The organism is Kribbella sp. NPDC050820 (assembly GCF_040653975.1).
GTDB lineage: Bacteria > Actinomycetota > Actinomycetes > Propionibacteriales > Kribbellaceae > Kribbella.
In genome coordinates this window covers 1-22,294 of record NZ_JBFAHB010000034.1, presented here as the reverse complement: position 1 = coordinate 22,294, position 22,294 = coordinate 1, and the positions used below count along the sequence as shown (strand labels likewise).

Annotated in this window: 21 protein-coding genes and 1 pseudogene; 10 read left to right on the top strand and 12 right to left on the bottom strand. The window is 69.2% G+C overall.

The genetic code is table 11. The features are described 5' to 3' along the window. Positions 1 to 2: 2 nt before the first annotated feature. From AB0H36_RS26255 to AB0H36_RS26245, 3 genes are read right to left on the bottom strand one after another with little or no spacing between them, the layout of a single operon-like run. Positions 3 to 842 carry a carbohydrate ABC transporter permease gene (locus AB0H36_RS26255; protein ID WP_360528644.1) on the bottom strand — a complete coding sequence of 280 codons (840 nt, stop codon included), beginning with the start codon at positions 840 to 842 and terminating at the stop codon, positions 3 to 5. Continuing rightward, complete coding sequence (locus AB0H36_RS26250) at positions 839 to 1,795, bottom strand: sugar ABC transporter permease (RefSeq protein WP_360528641.1); 957 nt, start codon at positions 1,793 to 1,795, stop codon at positions 839 to 841. Before AB0H36_RS26250 ends, AB0H36_RS26255 begins: the two co-directional genes overlap by 4 nt. 2 nt (positions 1,796 to 1,797) lie before the next feature. Beyond that, positions 1,798 to 3,084: an extracellular solute-binding protein gene (locus AB0H36_RS26245; RefSeq protein ID WP_360528638.1), complete on the bottom strand. Its 1,287-nt coding sequence runs from the start codon at positions 3,082 to 3,084 to the stop codon at positions 1,798 to 1,800. 110 nt (positions 3,085 to 3,194) lie between these two features. On the opposite strand from AB0H36_RS26245, the gene AB0H36_RS26240 reads away from it, so the two are divergent. Then, positions 3,195 to 4,448, top strand: a complete 1,254-nt coding sequence (locus AB0H36_RS26240; protein ID WP_360528635.1) for an ROK family transcriptional regulator — start codon at positions 3,195 to 3,197, stop codon at positions 4,446 to 4,448. Positions 4,449 to 4,533: 85 nt separating this feature from the next. Here the strand turns inward: AB0H36_RS26240 and AB0H36_RS26235 are convergent, their stop codons facing one another. Both AB0H36_RS26235 and AB0H36_RS26230 read right to left on the bottom strand, forming a co-directional pair. Then, positions 4,534 to 4,662 (bottom strand): SDR family oxidoreductase, encoded by a 129-nt coding sequence (locus tag AB0H36_RS26235; protein ID WP_360528829.1) that lies wholly within the window; start codon positions 4,660 to 4,662, stop codon positions 4,534 to 4,536. A 73-nt stretch (positions 4,663 to 4,735) separates the two neighbouring features. Then, positions 4,736 to 5,359: pseudogene (locus AB0H36_RS26230) on the bottom strand (SDR family oxidoreductase); the annotation flags it as partial. 33 nt (positions 5,360 to 5,392) lie between these two features. Between AB0H36_RS26230 and AB0H36_RS26225 the strand changes: the two are divergent. The 5 genes from AB0H36_RS26225 (at position 5,393) to AB0H36_RS26205 (ending at position 9,223) form a co-directional block, all read left to right on the top strand. Next, complete coding sequence (locus AB0H36_RS26225; protein ID WP_360528632.1) at positions 5,393 to 5,710, top strand: hypothetical protein; 318 nt, start codon at positions 5,393 to 5,395, stop codon at positions 5,708 to 5,710. Continuing rightward, the gene (locus tag AB0H36_RS26220) at positions 5,667 to 7,109 is read left to right on the top strand and encodes an ATP-binding protein (RefSeq protein ID WP_360528629.1); all 1,443 of its coding nucleotides are present in this window, start codon (positions 5,667 to 5,669) and stop codon (positions 7,107 to 7,109) included. Before AB0H36_RS26225 ends, AB0H36_RS26220 begins: the two co-directional genes overlap by 44 nt. Further along, a complete protein-coding gene (locus AB0H36_RS26215; RefSeq protein WP_360528625.1) occupies positions 7,106 to 7,765 on the top strand; it encodes a response regulator transcription factor in 660 nt (219 codons plus the stop codon). Before AB0H36_RS26220 ends, AB0H36_RS26215 begins: the two co-directional genes overlap by 4 nt. 82 nt (positions 7,766 to 7,847) lie before the next feature. After that, the gene (locus AB0H36_RS26210) at positions 7,848 to 8,447 is read left to right on the top strand and encodes a DUF4956 domain-containing protein (protein WP_360528622.1); all 600 of its coding nucleotides are present in this window, start codon (positions 7,848 to 7,850) and stop codon (positions 8,445 to 8,447) included. Next, a complete protein-coding gene (locus AB0H36_RS26205) occupies positions 8,444 to 9,223 on the top strand; it encodes a polyphosphate polymerase domain-containing protein (protein ID WP_360528619.1) in 780 nt (259 codons plus the stop codon). Before AB0H36_RS26210 ends, AB0H36_RS26205 begins: the two co-directional genes overlap by 4 nt. On the opposite strand, the gene AB0H36_RS26200 is transcribed toward AB0H36_RS26205, so the two are convergent. Continuing rightward, positions 9,207 to 9,395 (bottom strand): DUF1918 domain-containing protein, encoded by a 189-nt coding sequence (locus AB0H36_RS26200; RefSeq protein WP_360528616.1) that lies wholly within the window; start codon positions 9,393 to 9,395, stop codon positions 9,207 to 9,209. The two genes, AB0H36_RS26205 and AB0H36_RS26200, sit on opposite strands and share 17 nt — an antisense overlap. A gap of 80 nt (positions 9,396 to 9,475) precedes the next feature. Beyond that, a complete protein-coding gene (locus AB0H36_RS26195) occupies positions 9,476 to 10,120 on the bottom strand; it encodes a LysE family translocator (protein ID WP_360528613.1) in 645 nt (214 codons plus the stop codon). 75 nt (positions 10,121 to 10,195) lie between these two features. On the opposite strand from AB0H36_RS26195, the gene AB0H36_RS26190 reads away from it, so the two are divergent. Next, positions 10,196 to 10,660 carry an SRPBCC family protein gene (locus AB0H36_RS26190; RefSeq protein ID WP_360528610.1) on the top strand — a complete coding sequence of 155 codons (465 nt, stop codon included), beginning with the start codon at positions 10,196 to 10,198 and terminating at the stop codon, positions 10,658 to 10,660. Between the two features lie 85 nt (positions 10,661 to 10,745). Then, positions 10,746 to 12,929 (top strand): alpha-xylosidase, encoded by a 2,184-nt coding sequence (gene yicI, locus AB0H36_RS26185; RefSeq protein WP_360528608.1) that lies wholly within the window; start codon positions 10,746 to 10,748, stop codon positions 12,927 to 12,929. Positions 12,930 to 12,931: 2 nt separating this feature from the next. Here the strand turns inward: yicI and AB0H36_RS26180 are convergent, their stop codons facing one another. Genes AB0H36_RS26180 through AB0H36_RS26170 form a run of 3 tightly spaced genes read right to left on the bottom strand, consistent with a single transcriptional unit; the run spans position 12,932 to position 15,476 of the window. Then, entirely contained in the window at positions 12,932 to 13,714 is a 783-nt protein-coding gene (locus AB0H36_RS26180; protein WP_360528605.1) for an ABC-2 family transporter protein, read from the bottom strand. After that, the gene (locus AB0H36_RS26175) at positions 13,714 to 14,484 is read right to left on the bottom strand and encodes an ABC-2 family transporter protein (RefSeq protein WP_360528602.1); all 771 of its coding nucleotides are present in this window, start codon (positions 14,482 to 14,484) and stop codon (positions 13,714 to 13,716) included. The genes AB0H36_RS26180 and AB0H36_RS26175 overlap by 1 nt, the downstream gene beginning before the upstream one ends. Then, positions 14,481 to 15,476: an ATP-binding cassette domain-containing protein gene (locus AB0H36_RS26170; RefSeq protein WP_360528599.1), complete on the bottom strand. Its 996-nt coding sequence runs from the start codon at positions 15,474 to 15,476 to the stop codon at positions 14,481 to 14,483. The genes AB0H36_RS26175 and AB0H36_RS26170 overlap by 4 nt, the downstream gene beginning before the upstream one ends. Before the next feature lie 94 nt (positions 15,477 to 15,570). On the opposite strand from AB0H36_RS26170, the gene AB0H36_RS26165 reads away from it, so the two are divergent. Continuing rightward, positions 15,571 to 16,338, top strand: coding sequence for a MerR family DNA-binding transcriptional regulator (locus tag AB0H36_RS26165; RefSeq protein ID WP_360528596.1), 768 nt, complete (start codon positions 15,571 to 15,573; stop codon positions 16,336 to 16,338). Here the strand turns inward: AB0H36_RS26165 and AB0H36_RS26160 are convergent. Further along, positions 16,281 to 19,079, bottom strand: coding sequence for a glycoside hydrolase family 3 C-terminal domain-containing protein (locus AB0H36_RS26160; protein ID WP_360528593.1), 2,799 nt, complete (start codon positions 19,077 to 19,079; stop codon positions 16,281 to 16,283). The two genes, AB0H36_RS26165 and AB0H36_RS26160, sit on opposite strands and share 58 nt — an antisense overlap. Before the next feature lie 205 nt (positions 19,080 to 19,284). Further along, positions 19,285 to 20,478, bottom strand: a complete 1,194-nt coding sequence (locus tag AB0H36_RS26155) for an ROK family transcriptional regulator (protein WP_360528590.1) — start codon at positions 20,476 to 20,478, stop codon at positions 19,285 to 19,287. A 121-nt stretch (positions 20,479 to 20,599) separates the two neighbouring features. On the opposite strand from AB0H36_RS26155, the gene AB0H36_RS26150 reads away from it, so the two are divergent. After that, positions 20,600 to 22,267 (top strand): ABC transporter substrate-binding protein, encoded by a 1,668-nt coding sequence (locus AB0H36_RS26150; protein ID WP_360528587.1) that lies wholly within the window; start codon positions 20,600 to 20,602, stop codon positions 22,265 to 22,267. Positions 22,268 to 22,294: the final 27 nt, after the last annotated feature.

Genomic DNA, 22,294 nt, shown 5'->3' with positions numbered 1-22,294 from the left:
TCCTAATCCTTGACTGCGCCGGCGGTGAGGCCGGAGACGAAGTGACGTTGTCCGAGAACATAGACCGCGATGACCGGGACGATCGCGATGGTCGAGGCCGCGAAGACCAGGCCCCACGCCGTCCCGTGCTGGCCCTGGAACGCGGCGATCGCGATCGGCAGCGTCCGCTTGGCCGGGTCGTCGATGATCGTCAGTGCCCAGACGAACTCGTCCCATGCGCCGAGGAACGACAGGATGCCCGCGGTCGCGAGCGCCGGCCGGGCCAGCGGCAGGTAGAGCTGGACGAACTTGCGCAGCGCGCCGGCGCCGTCGATCGTCATCGCCTCGTCCAGGTCGTCCGGCACCCGCTCGAAGAACCCACGCAGCAGGAACGTGGTGAACGCGACCGCGCCGCCTGCGTAGAAGATCACCAGCCCGTTCAGCTTGTTCAGCAGGTGCAGACCGTCGGCCAGCACGAACTGCGGGACGATCACGATGATGCCCGGGATCATCAGCCCGGACAGCAGCACCCCGAACAGCACGTTCTTGCCGAAGAACTCGAACCGCGCGAACGCGTACGCCATCGTCGAGGACAGCGCGAGTACGACGAACGTGGTCGCCAGCGCCACGTACGTCGAGTTGAGGAAGTACCGGCCGAAGCTGTTGCTGTTCCACGCCTCGGTGTAGTTCGCCGTGGTCGGGTGATCGGGCCAGAGTTTCGGTGGGAACTCGAACAGGAACGCGTTCGGCTTGAACGACGTACCGAACATGTAGAGGAACGGGACCACCATGACGACCGCCCCGACGCTGAGCACCAGCAGTCGCAGGCCGGTGCCGAGTCGGCGTCGTGCGCGCGCGTTCATCGGCGGCCTCCGTCCTTCTCGCGGAACAACCGGAACTGGACGAACGACACCAGCGTGATCGCGATCGCCAGCAGGAACGACAGCGCCGAGGCGTACCCGAAGTCCAGGAACCCGAACGCCTGCTTGTACATGTAGGTCAGCGGCACCTCGGTGCTCCCGGCCGGTCCGCCACCGGTCATCAGCAGGATCGAGATGAACACGTTGAACCCGCCGATGACCAGCAGTACGACGACGAACAGCAACGTCTTGCGGATGGCCGGCAACGAGACGTGCAGGAACCGGTGCCAGGCGCCCGCCCCGTCGAGCGCGGCCGCCTCCTTGAGGTCTTTGCTCACCCCGGTGAGGGCGGCCAGGAAGATCAGCATCGCCCAGCCGACGCCCTTCCAGGTGCCGAGGATGGCTGCCGCGAGCAGGCCGGTCCAGCGGTCCTGCAACCAGGCGACGTTGTGGTCGACCAGGTGCAGCGCATCATTGAGCAGCCAGTTGATCGCACCGCCGTCGGTGGTGAACAGGTACTTGAACAGCAACGCGACCACGACCCAGCTCGTCACCACGGGCAGGTAGAACAGCACCCGGAACAACGTGCGGGCCGGCAGCTTGGCATCGAGCAGTACGGCGGCCAGCAGCCCGAGCACCACCTGGGCCGGCACGGTGATCGCCAGGTAGACCCCGACGTTCGCGACACTCAGCCAGAACTGCGAGTCCTTCAGACCACGCAGGTAGTTGTCCAGGCCGATGAACTGGCTCGCCTGGGTCGGAACCACCGACCAGTCATAGAAGCTGATCTGCAGTGACCGGCCCAGCGGGTAGACGACCACCAGGCAGAACAACGCGAAGCCGGGCAGCAGGAACAGGTACGGCACCCAGACCGGCGACCGCCGCAGCCGGCCGGACGGCTTGTCCGGCGCGGCTGCGCTGCGGTCCGGCGGCGCCGTGGTCAGCGTCGCTGCCATCGTCAGCCCCGGGCGAGCAGCGGATCGATCTGCTGCACCGCGTCGTCGAGCGCCTTCTGCACCGGTACGTCGCCCCGGATCGCGAGCTGCACCTGCTTGCGCAGGATGTCGTCGATCTTGGCCCAGGCCGGTGTCGGCGGCCGCGGCCGCGCGGTCTCGAGGGCAGTCAGGAACGGGGCGTAGTACGGCTCGATCTCGACCATCTTTGACGACAACGACTTGAGCACCGAGAGCTGGCCGGTCTGGGCCATCATCGTCTGCGCTTCCTCGCCCAGCATGAACCGGGTGAACTCCGCGGCCAGCGCCTTGTTCTTCGACGCGCTGGTGATCACGATGTCCTCGCCGCCGACCACGTTGATGCTGCCCGCGCTGCCGGACGGCAGGGGAGCGGCCTCCAGCTTGAAGTTCGGGAACTGCTTCTGGATCGGCGGGTAGGTCCAGGGCCCGTCGACGATGGTCGCGTAGGTGCCCTTGGCGAGGCCTTCGGCCGTCGGTGTGCCGCCACCGCCGCCGAGGATCAGCTTCGGGATCGCCTTCTGCTTGTAGAGGTCGGCGAGCATCTGGATGGCCTCGACCGACTTCGGGCCGTTGAGGTAGCCGGTCGCCTTGGTGACGTCCTTGTCGGTCATCTCGCCGCCGTTGGACCAGATGTAGGGCAGCACGTTCCAGCCCCCGGTGTCGCCCTCGGCCAGCAGGTACTTGCCCTGGGCAGCCAGTTTGGGCCCGTCCGCCTTCAGGTCGTCGAACGTCTTCGGCGCGGTCAGACCGGCGCCCTGCAACGCCTGCTGGTTGTAGAGCATCACCTTCGTGTTGGTGTCGAGCGGCAGGCCGTAGTACTTGCCCTTGTAGAGGTTGGTGGCCAGCGGGCCGTCGAAGGTCTTGTCGGCGAGGTCCTTGAAGTCCGGCATGGCGTCACTCAGCGGCACCAGGACACCGAGTTTGGCCAGCTCCGGGACCCAGATGATGTCGGAGCGGATCACGTCCGGCAGGCTGCTGCCGGCCGCCGCGGTGACCAGCTTCTGGTGCATCTGGTCGTACTGCACCGTCACCGCCTTCACCTTGGTGCCTGGATGCGCCTTCTCGAACGCGGGGATCACGGTCTTCTCGAGCTGCTTCACCTCGGTTCCGCCGGCGCTGTAGGAGTGCCAGAAGGTGATCTCGCCGGAGACCTGTTGCCCGGGCGGCAGCTGGTCCGCGGTGGTGGCGGACGCACCGCCTCCGCCGGTGCCACAGGCGGCGAGGGTGACGGCCAGGACGGTGAGCGCAGACGCGGCCAGGGCACGTTCCATCGGCCTGCTCCTTTCAGGAGTAGACGAGCGTGAAGGGGATTGATTAGAGGGTTTTATTATTGATCTTGCGCTAGTCTTTCGCGGTGTCCGTAGGCCGTCAAGGGGGCAGCGTGAACAAGCTGGAGAAGACCGCGACCTCACCGCTGTTGCGGCGGATGAACGCCGCCGCGGTGCTCGACGTACTGCGGACCGGCGGTCCGGCGACCGGGACCGAGCTGATGGAGGTCACCGGGTTGTCGCGGCCGACCGTGCACACGGTGTGCGACCACCTGATCGAGATGGGCTGGATCGACGAGATCGAGTCGCGCCGCAGCGGCGACCCGTCCAGTCCCGGCCGGCGCGCCCGGCAGTACCAGTTCAACGCCCGGGCCGGCTACGTGGTCGGCATCGACATGGGCCAGAACAAGGCGACCGCGGTGGTGACCGATCTGCGCGGCGACATCGTTGCCGAGGACACCCGTGGCTTCGCCCTCGACCTCGGCGCGGACGACCGGATCCGGGAGGCGCGCCAGGCGATGGCGTCGGCGCTCGACTCGGCCGAGGTGTCCGCGGCCGGTGTGCTCGCGATGGCTCTGGCGGTGCCGGGGCCGGTCGGTCCGGACGGTCACATCATCGCGAGTGCGGACACGGAGTACCTGCCCGGTCTGGGGGACGTCGACCTCGATCAGGCGGTCGGGGAAGGCTTCGGCTGCCCGGTGCTGGTGGAGAACGACGCGAATCTGGCCGTCCTCGGTGAACGCTGGCACGGCGCCGCGGCGGGCGTCGACGACGTGATCGAACTCCTCGCCGGTGAACGTCTCGGTGCCGGTCTGTTCCTGGGCGGCAACCTGATCCGTGGGACGGCCGGCGGCGCGGGTGAGCTCAAGGCACTCAGCATGGTCGAGGGGGTCGGCAACACCGACGGTATCGGCTTCCTGGCTCGCGAGTTCGGCGCCGAGGTCGTTGCCTCCGCGCGCGGTCCGCGGTCGAAGGTCGGTCGTTCTGCGCTGTACGCGGCGGCCGGTGGCGACCCGGCGGCGGTGACGGCTCAACTGGTCTTCGAGGCCGCGCGTACCGGTGACGCCGTAGCGCTGGAGGTCGTCGATCGAGTGGTCACCCGCATCGCCCGCGTGCTGGCCCTCCTGCACACCATGCTCAACCCCGAACTGATCGTGGTCGGCGGCGCCGTGGCCGATGCGGGCGACCTACTGGTCCCCGGCCTCGAGACCCACCTGACCACCCTGGTCGACTCACCACCCCGCCTCGCCGCCTCGACCCTAGGCGCCCGCGCCGTAGTCATCGGCGCCGTACGCCGAGCCCTCGACCACGCCGAACGCGCCCTCTTCACCGACCCAGCCCCCACCACCCGCCGCACCGCCTCCTAGAATCTCACGCACTGTCACCCGCCCGCGACGGTTTCTGGTTCCGAGGGATGTCGAGGAAGACATGCCGGTGTCGTGGTGAGGTGGGCTACGCGAAGCCGCCGTTGCTGAGGAGCAGTTGGCCGTTGATCCACTGGCCACGCTCCGAGCAGAGGAAGTCGATCAGGTTCGCGGTGTCCTTCGGAGTGCCGAGGCGGCCGAGCGGGGTCTGCTTGATCCCGCTCGCCCGGATCTCGTTCGGTCATCCAGCCGGTGTCGACCGGTCCGGGATTGACGACGTTCGCGCTGATGCCGAGGTGGGCGAGCTCGTGCGCGGCGGCCAGCGTGATCCTGTCCAGCGCGGCCTTGCTCGCGCCGTACGGGAGGTTGTGGACGGTGTGGTCGCTGGTGAGCGCGATGATCCGGCCCGTCCCGGGCGCGCCGGCGAACCGGCGGCCGAACTCGCGGATCAGCAACCAGGTCGCCCGCGCGTTCACCGCGAAATGCCGGTCGAAGCTCTCGACGGTCGTGTCCAGGATGCTCGAGCCGACCGACTCACAGTGACACATCACCAGCGCGGTCACAGTGCCGAGCCGCTCGGCCTCGTCGAAGATCCGCTCCGGTGCCGCCGGATCCACCAGATCAGCCTCGATCGGCAGGGCCTGCGCGCCGGCGTCCGCCAACTGCTCCGTGATCTCGTGCGTTGCGCCCGATTCCACGCCCCATTGCATCCGCTCGTCGTACGCCGTCCAGTAGGTGAAGGCGACGTTCCACCCGGAGGCGGCGAGCGAGCGGGCGATGCCGGCGCCGATCCCGACAGTCCGGCCGACGCCGGTGACAATCCGGCGATTCTGGCGTCCACCGGCCGAACGGGCAACCGGATTCCGGCGTCGCCGGCCTTCGCGAAGATGAGAGATCTGTAATCTTCGGCTCATGTGGGTCTCGGAGTGGGGCCGCAGGGTGTGAGGATGCGGTCTCCACGGGTGGTGTACGGGGTTGTCGCCGGTGTGCTGGTGGTGGCCGGGTTCGTGCTGCCTCGGTACTTGGCGGAGCGGTCGTCGCCGGAGCTGGGGGAGACGGTTGTGGTGCCGGTGTCGTCGACCACAAAGCCGACCACAGACCCGAGCACACCGACCCCAACGCCGACGGTCAGACCGACACCTACGGCCAAGCCGACGGTGGGTGGGACCACGGGGGCCGAGCCGGTGTCGCCGGGGCCGGCGCGGAGTGCCGGGGACGACGATGACGACGACCTGGTGGACGACCCGGACGACGACGATGGGTGATGGCCGGCTTCGGCCGGTGGTCAGCGCCCGGGTGCGGATCATCGGCTGGATGTTCGGTGTGCTCGCGCTCGCACTGTCCGCGCTCGTCTTCCTCACCTGGCAGGTCCTCGCGACCCGCGCCGACGCCGCCGCGGACGACGAGCTCACCCACGAGGCCAACAAGTTCCGCGCCTTCGCGAAGTCCCAGGCCGCCGCGTCCTTCGCCCAGCCCGAAGCGTTGCTGGACCGCTGGCTGCAGAGCAACCTGCCGGACGACTCCGAGGCGTTCTTCACGATCGTCGACGGCCGCGAGTACCACCGCAGCCAGGGCACCCCACCCGCCCGCCTCGACACCGACGCGGCCTTCGTACGGCGGCTCGCCGGCACGACCCAACCGTCGTACGGCTGGGTCGACAGCCCGGCCGGACGGGTCCGGTACGGCGTGATCCCGGTGCAGATCGGATCGCAGCCGCTCCGCGCGCAACTGGTCATGCTCGAGTTCCGCGACGTGATCGCCAAACCGTCGATGGACGCGGCCCGCGCGCTCGTCACGATCGGCGCGATCACGCTGGTCCTGGCGGCCGGCGCCTGCTGGCTCGTCACCGGCCGGGTGCTCGCGCCGATCCGGCAACTGCGCACCACCGCCGAGCGGATCAGTGACACCGACCTGCGCCGCCGGATCGAGGTCGTCGGCAACGACGACGTCGCCCAACTGGCGACCACGTTCAACACGATGCTCGACCGGTTGGAGGACGCGTTCACGGCCCAGCGGGAGTTCGTCGACAACGCCGGGCACGAGCTGCGGACACCGATCACGGTGATCCGCGGCCACCTGGAGCTGATGGGCGACGACCCGCGCGACCGCGACGACACCAAGGCGCTCGTGCTGGACGAGCTGGCCCGGATGAACCGGATGGTCGACGACCTGCTCGTGCTGGCGAAGAGCGAGCGCCCCGACTTCCTCGAGTACGGCGAAGTCAACCTGACGGAGCTCGTCGTCGAGGTCGTCGCGAAGGCGCGACCGCTGGCCGACCGCTCCTGGCGAGTGGCCGCGACCGCCGACGCGACGATCGTTGCCGACGGCCAGCGACTGACGCAGGCCCTGATGCAGCTGGTGTCCAACGCGGTCCGCCACACGGCGACCGGCGACCGGATCGAGGTCGGCTCGCATCTCGACGCCGACGGCAGCGCCCTGCTGTGGGTCGCCGACACCGGTCCTGGAGTGCCGCCGGCGGACCGCGAGCGCATCTTCGAGAGATTTGCCCGGGGCAACGACCAGCGCCGTACCGAGGGTGCCGGACTGGGGCTGGCGATCGTACGCTCGATCGCACAGGCCCATGGCGGTGAGGTCCGGCTCGCCCCCGGGCCGGGCGCCCGTTTCGAGCTGACCCTGCCGCCGAGTGAGGAGTTGCCGCGATGAACCGGATCCTGATCGCCGAGGACGAGGAGCGGATCGCCTCGTTCGTCGAACGCGGCCTGCGCAGCAACGGCTTCGTGACCACGGTTGTCGCCGACGGCGAGACGGCGTACCAGGAAGGGGCGAGTGGGGCCTACGACCTGCTGATCCTGGACATCGGGCTGCCGCGGGTGGACGGGTTCACCGTGCTGCGACGGTTGCGTGAGGCAAGGGTGACGATGCCGGTGGTGATCCTGACCGCGCGGGACAGCGTGCGCGACACGGTCGCCGGGCTGGAGGGCGGCGCGGACGACTACATCGCCAAGCCGTTCGCGTTCGAGGAGTTGCTGGCCCGCGTCCGCCTGCGGCTGCGCAGCGAGGGGACGCCGGACGCCAGCATCCTGCAGGTCGGCGACCTCAGCCTGGACCTGCGCACCCGGCGGGCCGTCGTCGACGGCGAGACGGTCGACCTGACCGCCCGCGAGTTCCTCCTCGCGGAGGTCTTCTGCCGGCACCCCGACCAGGTGCTGTCCCGCGAGCAGTTGCTGTCCCAGGTCTGGGGCTTCGACTTCGACCCCGGCTCCAACGTCGTCGACGTCTACATCCGCTACCTCCGCCGCAAACTCGGCTCCGACCGCATCCAGACCATCCGCGGAATGGGCTACCGCCTGCTTCCGTGAGAGCTCTCTCATCCGGGGCTCAGGGATGTCTCACCACCGGCCGGAAAGGTGAAGTCAACCTAGTGTTCACCTGGAGGTCACCATGTCCGGTCTGGCAGTTGCGATACCCGTCGATCTGCTCGCCATCGGTCTGCTTGCTTACGGCACCTACTTTCGCCGGTACCACCGGCGCGACCTGCTGCTCGCGTACGTCGCCCTCAACGTCGGCATCCTCGCGGTCACCGCGATGCTGGCCGGCAGCGGGGCCGGGATGGGTCTCGGCCTGGGGTTGTTCGGCATCCTGTCGATCATCCGGCTCCGGTCGGACTCGATCACCCAGGAGGAGGTTGCCTACTACTTCATCTCGCTCGCGATGGGCCTGATCAACGGCCTGCATCCCGGCCCGTTCTGGCTCGCGCCGGCGCTGAGCTTCCTGCTCGTCGGCCTGATGTACGTCGTCGACCACCCGCGCCTCACGCTGCGCTCCCGGCGCCAGAAGGTCGTCCTCGACCAGGCCTACCCGGACGTCCGCGACGTCGGCCCGGCGCTGGAGCGGCTGCTGCGGGCGGACATCCGGCACTTCGTCGTCCTCGACCTGGACCTGGTCACCGACACCACGGTCGTCGACGTCCGGTACCGGGTCCGCGCCACCGCTCCGCACACGGTGGACGCCGTACGGCGGTTCGAGCGGTTCGCATCGTGACGCGGCGGACGCACGCTGCGATGACCGGTGCGCTGGCCCAGTTGGCGCCGATCACGCTCGACGAGGTGCTCGCGGAGGCGGCGTTGCAGACCCGCGTGGACCGCAAGTACCTGGTGCCGATCGCGACCTTCGTCGAGCTGGTGACCCGGTTGCGGCACCGGTTCGCCGTACTGGAGATCGACGGGCAGCGGACCTTCCGGTACGAGTCGGTGTACTTCGACACCCCGTCACACGGGCTGTACCGGCAGCACGTGCAGCGGCGACGGTACCGGTACAAGGTGCGGACCCGGTCCTACCTGGACAGTGGCGAGTGCAGCTTCGAGGTGAAGCTGAAGGGCAACCGCTCCGAGACGGTGAAGTCGCGGATGCCGTACCCGCTCGAGGACCGGGCCCGGCTCACCGGCCCGGCCCGGGAGTTCCTGGCCGAGCAGCTCCGGACGGCGTACGGCGTCGGGGTCATCGACCGGCTGCAGCCCGCGCTGACGACGACGTACCGGCGCAGCACCCTGGTCGACCGGATCGAGCATGCCCGGATGACGTGTGACATCGACCTGCGGTTCTTCGACCGGGACGCGGTGGTCGACGTGCTGCCGGACACCGTGCTGGTGGAGAGCAAGACGGCAGGGCGGGCGGGAGCGGCCGACCTCGTGCTCCGCGACCTTCAGGTCCGGCCGATCCAGGTCAGCAAGTACTGCGTCGCCGCCGCGCTGCTCAACCCGCAGCTACGCGCCAACCCGTGGCACCGGACGTTGCGGCAGCTCACTCGGCGTGGATGATGTGCGCGTCCGGACCGGGGAAGAAAAGTGACTCGGTGTCGGTGTCGGTCCAGTGCACCAGGTACGGCGGGGCGCCGTTCGGGTCGTGGACCTCGACGATCTCACCCTGCCGCCGGTGGGCCATCACGTGCGTGCCCTCGACGATCACTGTGTCACCAGCCGTCGCCTTCATCGAACCGCCTCCTCAGTCGATGCTCCCCTCCAGCTTGACCCCACACCCCCCACCAGCACCAGACCGCCGGTCCCCGGATGTCAGTGGATGTCGGTGGCCAGGCGGGCGGCGAGGGCGGCGAAGATGCCGGCGCAGATGCGTTCCAGGCGGCGGCGGACGGTGCCGCCGGCCCGCAGGAGGGTGTTGGTGAGGCTGCCGGCGAGCAGGCCGACGGACGCGTCGACGCAGAAGCCGACGACGATCAGGAGCGCGCCGAGGACGAGGATCTGCAGGGTCGCGGGCCAGCTGGCCGGACCGGTGGTGATGAACTGCGGGACGAAGGCCAGGTAGAACAGGATCACCTTTGGATTGGCGACGTTCGTCAGCGTCGCCATCAGGTAGGTCCGGCGCAGCGTCCGCTTCGGCAGCTCGAGCGTCTCGTCGGCCTCGCCGACGGGCCGGCGGCTCGCCCGCCAGGTCAAGTAGGCGAGGTAGAGCAGGAACGCCGCGCCCGCGATCCGGACGCCGTTCAGCACCTGCGGCGCCGCCTGGATCAAGGCCCCCAGCCCGAGGGCGGCCGCCACCGTGTGCACGGCCAGCCCGGTCGACACCCCGGTCGCCGCGACCACCCCGGCCCGCCGCCCGCCTGCTGCCGCGTTGGCGGCGATGAACAACATGTCCGGCCCCGGCACCACACTCACCACGAGCGCCGCGACCACGAACCCAAGCACAATCGAGAGCTCCACCCGCCCATCCTCACCCGCGGCACCCATCGCCTCCATGGGGTTTCCATCCACTGAACAGCGCGGTACCAAGGTGATATGGCTGACTACGAGGCGTCGAGAACGGTGGACGTCGCCTGGAACGTCCTGTTCGACTACCTGAGCGACGTCAAGCGGTTGCCGGAGTACCTCCCGCAGATCGACCAGGCGCACCTGCTGCACATCGGCCCGCCGCCGAGCGAGCCGTACCAATACCCGGAACCCGGGGAGTCCGGCGTCGAGCAGGTCGACGTCGACGTCCATCCGGAAGGCGCGGGCGCGGTCAACGAGCGGGCGTGGCTGAAGGTCGTCCAGCACGGGCGAAAGCTGCAGTGGGGCGTTCCGGGGGCGCACCACTACCGCGGGGAACTGGAGGTCGATTTCGTCGCGGACCTTACCTCGCGATTGACGGTCCGGCTGCACACCGACCATGCCGGTGGGCCGGACGTCGAGCGGATGCTCCAGGAGACGCTCACGACGATCAAGACGGCCGCGGAGGGCCGGCACACCGCGGAGAGCGGCTAGCCCGAGGCCTGAGATCCGGGGGCTGATTCGGATCGTGCTCGGGTAGGCTTCGTCGAAGCGCTTCGACGAGTGAGAGGCAACCGCGGTGAAGTTCAGTGACGGGTTTTGGCAGCTGCGGGAGGGACTGACGCGGCTGCGGCCGGCCGAGGTCGAGAGCGTGCAGACGGGGGAGCGGGAGCTGACCGTGTTCGCGCCGGCCAAGCGGATCGAGCGGCGCGGCGACACCCTCAACCAGCCGGTCTTCACCATCACCTTCACCGCGCCCGCGCGCGGCGTCATCGGCGTCCGGATCGCGCACCATCTCGGTGGGCTGCCGGCGCGTCCGTCGTACCGGCTGAACACCGACGACGAGCATCCGGTGAAGGTCGAGGCCGGTCCCACCGAGGCGCGGTTGACCTCGGGTGAGCTGAGCGTGGTCGTCGGGCTGGACGGGCCGTGGGACGTCCGGTTCGAGCAGGACGGGCGTCCGTTGACGAATTCGGGACCGCGCAGCATCGGCCTGATCACCGACGCCGCCGGCCGGACCTACCTGCACGAGCAGCTCGCGCTCGGGGTCGGCGAGACGGTCTACGGGCTCGGCGAGCGCTTCGGTCCACTGGTGAAGAACGGCCAGGTCGTCGACACCTGGAACGCCGACGGCGGCACGTCCAGTGAGCAGGCGTACAAGAACGTCCCGTTCTACCTGAGCAGCAAGGGGTACGGCGTTTTCGTCGACACCCCGGCCAACGTCTCGTTCGAGCTCGGCTCCGAGGTCACGTCACGCAACCAGTTCAGCGTCGAGGGCCAGGAGCTGTCGTACTACGTCTTCGCCGGCCCGACCCCGAAGGACGTGCTTCGCCGCTACACCGCCCTCACCGGACGGCCGGCCCGCGTTCCGGCCTGGTCGATGGGCCTGTGGCTGTCGACGTCGTTCACCACCGACTACAGCGGGGAGACGACCAGCGCGTTCGTCGACGGAATGGCCGAGCGGGACCTGCCGCTGAGCGTGTTCCACTTCGACTGCTTCTGGATGCGGCAGTTCCACTGGTGCGACTTCGTCTGGGACCCGGTCGCGTTCCCGGACCCGGCCGGCATGCTGCGCCGGCTGAAGGACCGCGGCCTGCGGATCAGCCTGTGGATCAACCCGTACATCGCGCAGCGCTCGGTCCTGTTCGAGGAAGGCCGTCGCCTCGGCTACCTGCTCAAGCGGCCGGACGGCTCGGTCTGGCAGTGGGACATGTGGCAGGCCGGGATGGCGATCGTCGACTTCACCAACCCGGACGCGACCGCCTGGTTCCGCTCGAAGCTGCAGGCGCTGATCGGCCTGGGCGTCGACTGCTTCAAGACCGACTTCGGCGAACGCATCCCGACCGACGTCGCCTGGTGCGACGGCTCCGACCCGGACCGCATGCACAACTACTACCCGCACCTCTACAACGAGGCGGTCTTCGGCCTGCTGGAGGAGAACAGGGGCGCGGGCGAGGCGGTCTTGTTCGCGCGTTCGGCGACCGCGGGTGGGCAGCAGTTCCCGGTGCACTGGGGTGGCGACTGCGAGTCGACGTTCGAGGCGATGGCGGAGTCGCTGCGCGGCGGGTTGTCACTGGCCACGTCCGGGTTCGGGTACTGGAGTCACGACATCGGCGGGTTCGAGGGCACGCCGGATCCGGCGATCTTCAAGCGCTGGGTGCCATTCGGATTGCTGTCGTCGCACTCGCGGCTGCACGGCTCGTCGTCGTACCGGGTGCCGTGGGCGTTCGACGACGAGGCGGTCGACGTGCTGCGGAAGTTCACCAAGCTGAAGCTGTCGCTGATGCCGTACCTGGTGACGGCCGCGGAGGAGGCCCACCGCGACGGTGTCCCGATGATGCGGCCGATGATCCTGGAGTTCCCCGACGACCCGGCGGTCGCCTACCTGGACCGCCAGTACATGCTTGGCCCGTCGATCCTGGTCGCGCCGGTGATGAGCTTCACCGGCGAGGTGTCGTTCTACCTTCCGGAGGGCACCTGGACGGACCTGCTCAGCGGCGAGAAGCTCACCGGTCCTCGGTGGGTCCACGACATCCACGGCTTCGACACGCTGCCGGTCCTGGTCCGCGAGGGCGCGGTCCTTCCGGTCGGCACGTTGGACGACCGGCCCGAGTACGACTGGTCCAACGACGTCGAGCTCCGCTGGTTCGCGCCTACCGAAGGCCAGACGGCGTTAGCCAAGTTGCCCGATGCAACGGTCGAGCTCCGGCTGCGGAACGGACAGATCGAGTCCGACAAGGGCTACACCGTCAAGCTCTGCTGAGCCTACGAGGTGGCGCCGGTGTAGCGCCTTACCCCTAGTCGCCACAGCAGCATGGTGGCGACCATGAAGCCACCCCCGAGTACGACGGCCAGAGTCAACGTCGCGGGGTCAGGTCCTCGGGTGAGGGTCTGCGCGGGCCAAGTGGTCACGGCGGCAACGGGGAAGGCGAACGTCAACAGCCGCCGGAGCCACTGGCCGTAGATGTCGACCGGGTAGCGGCCCGTCTCCCAAGCGGCGCCGTGCAGGACACCGAGGCTGAGTCGCGGCGCCCAGAACGCCAGCGACGCAAGACCGACCAAAGTGGCCCACCCGATCAGCAGTCCGATCAGGGTGAGAAAGGCCCATCCGGCCACTGCAAGCGGCGACGGGACACTGCCGAGCGCACGCAGTCCGAGGATGATCACGCCGACTCCGAGGAAGCTCTGCACGAGTGCGAGCGGTGCATGCCGAGTGCATGTCGCCAGTACGACGCTCGTCGCCGGACGGAGCAGATACGTGTCGAGCCGACCGTCCCGGATCTGTTGTGCGAAGTCCGCGAGGCTCGGGTCGAGGAAGGCCGCGCGGAGGCCGGTGATGAGCGCGTACGTGCCGGTGAGGGCCAGCATCTGACCAGCGGACCAACCGGCGAGCAGACCGGTCTGGGTGAAGACGATGCCGATCGTGGCGATCGACGCGGTCAGGTCGACAAGGGCCAGGAGCGCGTCGAAGAACAGGTTGGTCCGGTAGGCCAATGCACGTCGCAGCGACAGGGAGAACGCCGTACCGAACAGGCGCGCGACTCTCATCAGGCCCCCACGGTCGTGTAGCGACGGATGCCGAGACGCCAGGCACCGACCGCGCAGCCGCCCAACGTGACCGTCCACACGACCGCGATCGCATACCCCGCGGCCGCGTCGGCGAGTGTCAGCGTGCCGGCCGCGAGCTCAGCCGGGAAGCCGAGCATCGACCGGAACGGCAGGAGCTGGGCGATCGTCCGCAACGGCTCGGGAAGCAGCGCGTTCGGCGCCGCGGTCCCCCCGAGCAGGAAGATCAGTACGGCGCCGAAGGCGACCACCGCGTGCACTCGCTCGGTCCAGAACGCGGCCATCGCCAGCGTCCACACGAACAAGAAATGCAGGATCGCCGCGAGGACGACGGCGGGCAGTGCGGCCAGCAGGGCGAGCGGCGCGAAGCTCACGCCCATCGTGAACCCGACCAGGACGAGCAGCGGGATCCCGAGCAGGAACATCCAGATCCGGATCGCCAGATTCTCGCCGAGCGGACCGATCACGACCGGCTGCGGCCGCAGCAGCGCCGCGGCGACACCGCCGCTGTAGATCGCCTGCGCAAACGTGTGGTTCTCGAACGAGGCGGTCAGCAAGGCCACGCAGATGACGGCCAGGTAGTAGCTGCCGACGTCAGCACCTGCTCCGGGCACGTGATGCCAGACGAACAACCCCAGCAGCGGCGCCACCGCCTGTCCGAGGATCAACGTGACGAGGAACCACCAGGCTCCCGACCAACCGATCACCTGACGCCAGATCTCGAGCCGCAGCAGCCGGACGATCCGGCTCACGAGGCAATGTCCTTGGTACGGCGCAGCCGCTGGTAGGCCTGATCCATCACGTTCTCCAACGACGGCTCCTCGACCGACAGGTCGGCCACCGCGAACCTGGACAGCAACCGGGCCGTCGTCGCAGGCACCGCATCCCGGCCGACGCGCAACAGCCACTGATTGCCGTCGCGTTGCAACACATCGCCGTACGGCGTCAGGTCCGGATCGTCATCGGTCACGGCGACCCGGATCAGCTTGGCAGGGGCGAACGCCGAGCTGAGCTCGTCACGTCGCCCGTCGAACGCGAGCGCGCCGTCGTCGACCAGGATCAACCGTGGACACAGCGATTCCACGTCGGCCATCGCGTGGCTGGTGAGCAGCACGGTGGCGCCGGTGCGGGCGGAGTACTCGGCGACGAAGGTCCGGATGGTCTTGGCTGCCGAGACGTCCAGCCCGATCGTGGGCTCGTCGAGGAACAGGACCTTCGGGCGGTAGACGAGTGCGAGAGCGAGGCCGGCCCGCATCCGTTCGCCCAGGCTCAGGGCGCGAACCTGGCGTTGCAGGATCCCGTCGAGGTCGAGGAGTTCGCTGAGCTCGGCCAGATTTCGCTTGAACTGTGCGTCGGTGACCTCGTAGAGCACCTGCTGGTAGCGGAAGGAGTCCAGCACCGTGAGCTCCGGCGCGTCCCCGATCGGCTGGCTGCCCCGGATCAGCGCGATCTCGCGGAGGTAGTGGTTGTGCCGCCGCCACGGGATCTCCCCGAGCACCCGGACGCGGCCGCCGGTCGGGTGCAGGATGCCGGCCAGGATCTTGAGCGTGGTCGTCTTCCCGGCGCCGTTGCGGCCGAGGAAGCCGACGACCTGGCCGGCCGGGATCCGGAAGCTGAGGTCCCGGACCGCGTGGACGTCGCGGTACTCCCGCCGTACCAGTGCACGCGCTGCGGCGCGCAGCCCGCCGTCGCGCACCGGGACGCGGTAGGTCATCGACAGGTCGTCCACCACCACGGTATCCATGCTTAAAGTTTATCGTTGAAGCACAGTTTGACTGTTTGCCGCGACCGGTCGAGGAGGTCGAGTGCGAGAACCCTCAAGTGGCGGGTCAAGGTCTGTGCGCGGGGTCGTGCTGGCCCGGGAGGCCGGGATCTCGGTCCAGCAGGTGCGCAACTACGAGCGGGCCGGGTTGTTGCCGACGGCAACCCGTACGGCGGCCGGCTACCGGGAGTTCGACGAGTCGCACCGGCGCGCGCTGGCCGCGGCCCGCGTGCTGGTCCGCGCGTACGGCTGGGACACCGCGGTGACGATCCTGGCCGCCGTACATCGTGGTGACCTGCAAACTGCGGTGGCCTGCGTCGACCACGCGCACGCCCAGCTGGACCGCGAACGCGAGCGCATCCAGCAGGCCCTGCGCGCCTTCGAGGTCGTCGTCACGCACCCCCTCGACGCCGACCCGCGGATGGCGGCCGCGCTCGAGCAGATCTCCCGCCAGGACGCGCCACTGCGGATCGGCCAGCTAGCGGACCTGCTCGGCGTCCGCACCTCCGCACTGCGCTTCTGGGAGCGCTCCGGCCTTGTCAGCCCGGTCCGCGAACGCACCACCGGCTACCGCAGGTACGACGTCGCCGCCGCCCGGGACGCCCACCTCGTCCGACTGCTGCGCGAGGGCAACTTCTCGATGACGATCATCCAGGCCGCCCTCGAGGAGATGCACTCCTCGCCGGACGGCCGCCCCGAACGCGTCGGCGCCGAGCTCAACCGCCGCAACGCCGAGCTGCACGAACGCAGCCTGGCCCGCCTCCGCGCCGACGCAGCCCTGGTGTCCTACTTGGACTGGCGGAGCAGCTCGAAGACGACCTCCGGCGCCGAGAAGACGACGTAGAGCGTGTGCACGCCGGTTGCGGCCAGCCGGCCGGATGCCCAGGTGAGTTCGCGCCCAGGCGGCACCTGCAACGAGTCGAGGAGCTCGCCACGCAGCGGGTCGTCCAAGCGCAACTCGATCGTGGCTTGTGCGGTTCCTCGGTTGGCGACCGACGCTTGGTACGGCGTGGGGCTCAACTCGATGTCGTCGTACGCGAGCCAAGCACCGGCATCGAGCGAGACGACCGCGTCACCGCGCTCGGGCGTGGCGGTCGTCAACGTGATGGCGGAGTACTCGTCGAAGCTGGCCGCGGCGAGGTGGTCGAGCGAGCGCGCCGGGATGCGTTCGCCTTGTACGTCGAGCGTCGCCGCGAGCCGGGTGTCGGTGCTGGAGCGGCCGACCATGATGCTGTGCCGGGCCGTCTCGACACACCGGCGATCCCGGGTCACGTCCCAGAAGCCGAGGTCGGCCGCGGCGATCGTCAGCTCGACCTCGGTGCTCTCACCGGGCAGCAATGTCAGTCGCCGGAAGCCGCGCAGCTGCCGCAACGGTTGCTTGACGCGCGACAGCTGCTGATGCGTGTAGAGCTGAGCGATCTCACTCCCGGGCCGGTCGCCGGTGTTCGTCACCGTGAACGTGACGCGGACTTCGCCGTCCGCCGGGATCGACGCCGAGCTCAGGCGCAGGTCGCCGTACGCGAAGGTCGTGTAGCTGAGGCCGTGGCCGAACGGGTACAGCGGCATCCCGCGGAAGTACAGGTACGTCGCGTCCGTCGCGATGATGTCGTAGTCGAGCAGATCCGGCAGATCGGCGGCCGAGTGGTACCAGGTCTGCGTCAGCCGGCCGGCCGGGTCCGCGTCGCCGAAGAGTACGTCGGCCAACGCGCGGCCGTACTCCTGTCCGCCGTGCGCTGACCACAGCAGCGCGGGCAGGTTCTGCTGCGCCCAGCCGACGGCGAACGGGTAGCTGCTCGTCATCACCAGCACGGTCCGCGAATTCACCGCGTGGACCGATCGGATCAGCCGGTCCTGAGCCTTCGGCAGGTCGAGATCGGCGCGGTCCTCGGTCTCGCGGCCGTTCACCATCGGGTGATTGCCGGCAACAACGATCGCGACATCGGCGCGCGCAGCGACCTCGGCCGCCTCGGCCGCGCCGTCGACCAGTACCTCCAGCTCGAAGTCGGTCCCGGAGTCACCGAGACCGACGGTGTCGTCGATCTGGACGTAACGGCCGCTGTTCAGATGCAGGAGCCGGATCGTGTCACCGCTCTCGACCAGCCGGAAGGTCTGCTTCACTTCCCAGCCGTTCGGCCCAGGCTGGTCGGCCACCAGCGAGCCGTCGTCGGTCACGGTCAGGTGCTGCCCGTTCCGCACCGACCGCAGTGCGCACGCGTCACCGCCCCAGTCGAACAGGTCGAACGACTTGTGCTCGTCCTCGTCCACCCGCAGTACGCCGTCCGCGCCAATCGTGAGGTACGACGACGAGCCCGCGACGCGGAGCGCGATCCGATCGACGCCCTCGCAGTACTGGACCCGGTCGGCGCCGAGCCGCTCGACGAGTCCGTCCAGAGCGGTGACCTGGTACGGCAGCGTCCCGGCGTACCAGTCGGCCGAGACTGTGTTGGCCAGCGGTCCGATCACGGCGAGGCGCTTGATCGTGGAGGCGCTGAGCGGCAGCACTTGGCACTCGTGCTTGAGCAGCACGATCGACTGCCGGGCGGCCTCGTGCGCCAGCGTGCGGTGGGCGGGGCAGTTGACGAGGTCAGGTTCGAGCGAGCGGTACGGATCGAGGTCGGCCGGGTCGAACTCACCGAGCCGGAACCGGATCGCGAGCGCGTGCCGGACCGCGGTGTCGACGTCGGCCATCGTGATCAGGCCGCGGTCGAGGGCTTCGGTGAGCCGCTCGATCGACGGTCCGGCGTTCGTGTCGTCCTGGGTGAAGCTGTCCACACCGGCCTTGAGCGCGGCGGCGTACGCGGTCGGGCCGTCGGGGTGGAACTGCTGCAGCCCGAAGAGGTTCGCGGGCGCGTACGCGTCGCTCACCACGAGCAGGTCGTCGTCGGTCCACTCCCGGAGCGAGTCGTTGATCAACGGGCTGAGATGTGCGGGCCGCCCGTTCACCAGGTTGTACGACGGCATCACCGCAACGGCCGCACTGGCTTCGATCGGGGCGCGGAACGCGGGCAGCTCGTAGTCGTGCAGCACCCGCGGCGGCAGGTTGCTCGAGGTCGTGCAGCGGTCGGTCTCGTTGTTGTAGGCAAGGAAATGCTTGAGGGTCGGCGCGGTCTTGAGGTACGTCGGGTGGTCGCCGGCCAGACCGTGGCCGTACGCGGTCGCGATGATCCCGGTCAGCCAGGGATCCTCGGCGTACCCCTCCTCGTTGCGGCCCCAGCGCGGGTCGCGGAGCGGGTTGACGACCGGTGCCCACACGTTCAGGCCGACCGCGGCCGGGTCCTTCTGGTGGAAGACCCGGACCTCGTCGCCGACCGCGGACCCGATCGCCCGGACCAGGTCCGGGTTCCAGGTGGTGGCGAGGCCGACGGCCTGCGGGAAGACGGTCGCCGGGCCGAGCCAGGCGACGCCGTGCAGCGCCTCGGTGCCGGTCCGGAAGGAGTCCAGGCCGAGGCGGTGCACCGGCGCCTGGTGCTGGTGCAGCAGGGCGAGCTTCTCGGCGCCGGTCAGCCGGCCGAGCAGGTCGTCGAGTCGTTCCCGCACCGGCCGTGCGGGATCACGGAACGGTGGATTCAGGGCGGGAGTGCTCATCGGCCATCGACTCCACTGCGGCTGTGCGTCGAAGCGCTTCGAGCGCTCCCCGGTGCTGATCGATCGAAGCGCTTCGACGGTCTGGGCGAAAAAATCCGTCTCGGCCCGTGACGGCCGTACTACGACGGAGTGATCAGAGGGTTGCATCCCCGGCAGGACAGGTCAAGACCTGGGTAACGCTTTCCCCCGTTCACAAACTGCTGGGTCACACAGTGCTGGGCAGGTGGCCGGTGGTCAGGGAGGCCAGGGCCTGGGCGGTGGCGCCCAGGGGAGTGGCGGTGTGCGGGAACGTCGACGCGACGATCGTGCAGCCGCCGGCTTCGGGGGCGATGGCGGACTCGTCCATCGCCTTGGTGATCGCGGGGGAGAGGTGCGGGGCCAGCAGCGCGTAGGCGCCGCCGAGCACGACGTGTCCCGGGTTCAGGATGTTGACCAGCGCAGCGATGCCGTGGCCGAGGTGGGTGCCGGTCTCGGCGAGCACCTTGGTGACCGCCCCCTCGCCTGCGTCGGCGCGGCGGATGAGGTGCTCGAGCTGGATCTGCGGATCGGGGTCGGCCGGTCCGTCGATCCGCGACAGGATCGACGGCAGGCTCGCGAGCGCCTCCAGGCACCCGCGGCGTCCGCACCCGCACAGCGGCCCGTCCGGAACCAGGCGAAGATGACCGATCTCGCCGACGTACCCGCGGTGCCCTCTGAGCGGGCGGCCGTCGACGATGATGCCCGCGCCGACCCCGGTGTCCCCGCTGAGCTGGATGAGGTTCTCCGCGCCGGCCAGCGGGCCGTAGAGATGCTCGGCCAGTACGGCGAGCGACGCGTCGTTGTCGACGGTCACCGGAATGTCCGGTCGCCCCAGCGCCGCGGTGAGATCAGCCTGCACCGGCACGTCCCGCCACCCCAGACCGGCGGCCAGTACGACGGATCCGTCCCGGTTGACCAGACCCGGTACGCCGACGGTGATCCCGAGCACCCGCCGACCCGACGACTGCACGGTCGTGATCGCGCGCCGGGCGAGCGCTGCCACCGCGGCGACCGTCTTCGCAGGCCCCGCGTCGACACCCGGTCCGGCTCGGTGCCAGCGCAGTACCTGCTCGCCGGCGGTGTCGCACGCGAGGGCGGTCAGGCCCCGCGCGCTCACCTCGAGCCCGATCGCGGCGTACGCCGAGCCGTCCAGGACGAGCAGGGTCGCGGGCCGGCCGACGTGGTTCTGCGTCTGCTGGGTCTCGCGGACCAGCCGGTGGTCGAGCAGGTCGCCGACGATGCTGGTCACGGTCGCCTTGTTCAGCCCGGTTCCGGTCGCGATCGCGGCCCGCGAGCAGGGCGCCTGGCGGCGCAGGTAGCCCAGCACTGCGGCCAGGTTGGTGGCGCGGATGTCGGTGTGGTCCGCGGTCTGTGTGGTCAAGGTCGTCCCGTTCGGCTCGTGGCCAGTGGTTCAGCGATGGCTCAGTTCTACACCTTGTCGTGCTGTCGCGCTTGGGATAATTTGTTTGGCTACTAGCCCAACTAATCCTAGGGGATCAACCGTGACCGGACCAGTAGGTGGCGGAGCCAGCCGCCGGACGTTCATCTCGTTGCTCGGCGCAGGCGCCGCGGCGGCCGCCGGCGGCGTCACGCTGGCCGGTTGCTCGGAGGGCAGTTCCGGTGCGTCGGCCGGCGGCCGTGCCGAGACCGAGGACAAGCTGTCGGGGCTGCTGCCGAAGTACATCGCGTACGAGTCGGTCCAGCCCGACCTGCCGGGGGAGAACGGCGCCGCGCCCGGCTACACGAGGTACCCGGCCGAGCTGAAGCGGGCCGTCGCGGACAAGGCGGTCACCAGCGGCAAGGAGGTCTCCGCGATGACCCCGCTGTGGAGCCCGCCGCCGCCCGGGCTCGGCCACAACAGCTACTACGACGTGAACAACGAGCGGATCGGTGCGCCGGTCCGGTTCAACATCCTGAACGGCAACGACTACGGCGACAAGCTCGGCCCGATCCTTGCCGCAGGCAACGTCCCGGAGCTGCTCTGCATCCCGGGCTGGAACATCTCCGGGCTGACCCGGTTCGGCCAGGCCGCCGACAAGCTGTTCGAGGACCTGACGCCGTACCTGGCCGGTGACAAGGCGGCGGCGTACCCGATGCTGGCGAACCTGCCGACCCGGGCCTGGGCGTACGGCGTCTGGAACTCGCAGCTGAAGGCCGTGCCGTTCCCGTCCGACGGCTTCCCGTGGGCGCTGTTCTACCGCAAGGACCTGTTCGACGAACTCGGCGCCGAGCCGCCGAAGACCGCCGACGACGTGCTGGCGCTGGGCAAGCAGCTCACCGACGCGAAGGCGAACCGGTGGGCCTTCGGGTCGGTTGTCGACGAGATGGTCCGCGCGTTCGGGGCACCGTCGGACTGGCGCAAGGACTCCGGCGGCAAGCTGGTGAACAAGATCGAGACGCCGGAGTACGAGGAGGCGGTGGCCTTCACCCGGAAGCTGTTCCAGGCCGGCTACGTGCACCCGGAAGTGGTCGGCAACGCCGGCGCGGACCAGAACCCGCTGTTCGAGGGCGGCAAGATCCTGATCCGGCAGAACGGTCTGGGCGGCTGGCACGAGGCGCTGCAGCGCCAGCTGTCGATCAACCCGAAGTTCAACCCGCAGCCGGTGCTGCCGTTCGCGCACGACGGCGGCGCAGCGATCACCTGGGGCGGCGACCCGGCCGGCATCTTCACCTTCGTCAAGAAGGGCCTCGGCGAGGCCCGGGTCAAGGAGCTGCTCGGCGTCCTGAACTACACCGCCGCGCCGTTCGGGACCGAGGAGTACCAGCTCTACAACTACGGGATGGAGGGCAAGCACTACACCAAGCAGGCCTCCGGCGCCCCGAAGCTCACCGCGCTGGGCCAGAAGGAGGTGTCGCAGACCTACATCTTCCTCGGCGGCCGGCCGACAGCCATCACCCAGAGCGAGTACCCGGGCTACGTCGAGTCGATGAGTGCCTGGCAGAACGCGGCCGCGAAGGTCCAGCAGAAGAGCCTGTTCGACGGGATCCGGGTCGAGCAGCCGACCAAGATGGCGGCACTGGCCCAGCCGTTCGACGACGCGCTGCAGGACATCCTCCGCGGCCGCCGGCCGGTCAGCGAGCTCAAGACCGCGATCAAGGCCTGGCAGACCAACGGCGGCAACGAGGGCCGGGACTTCTACGCGAAGGTGCTCAGTGACAACGGTCGATAAGCAGTTGGGACAAACCCCGCCCGTCGC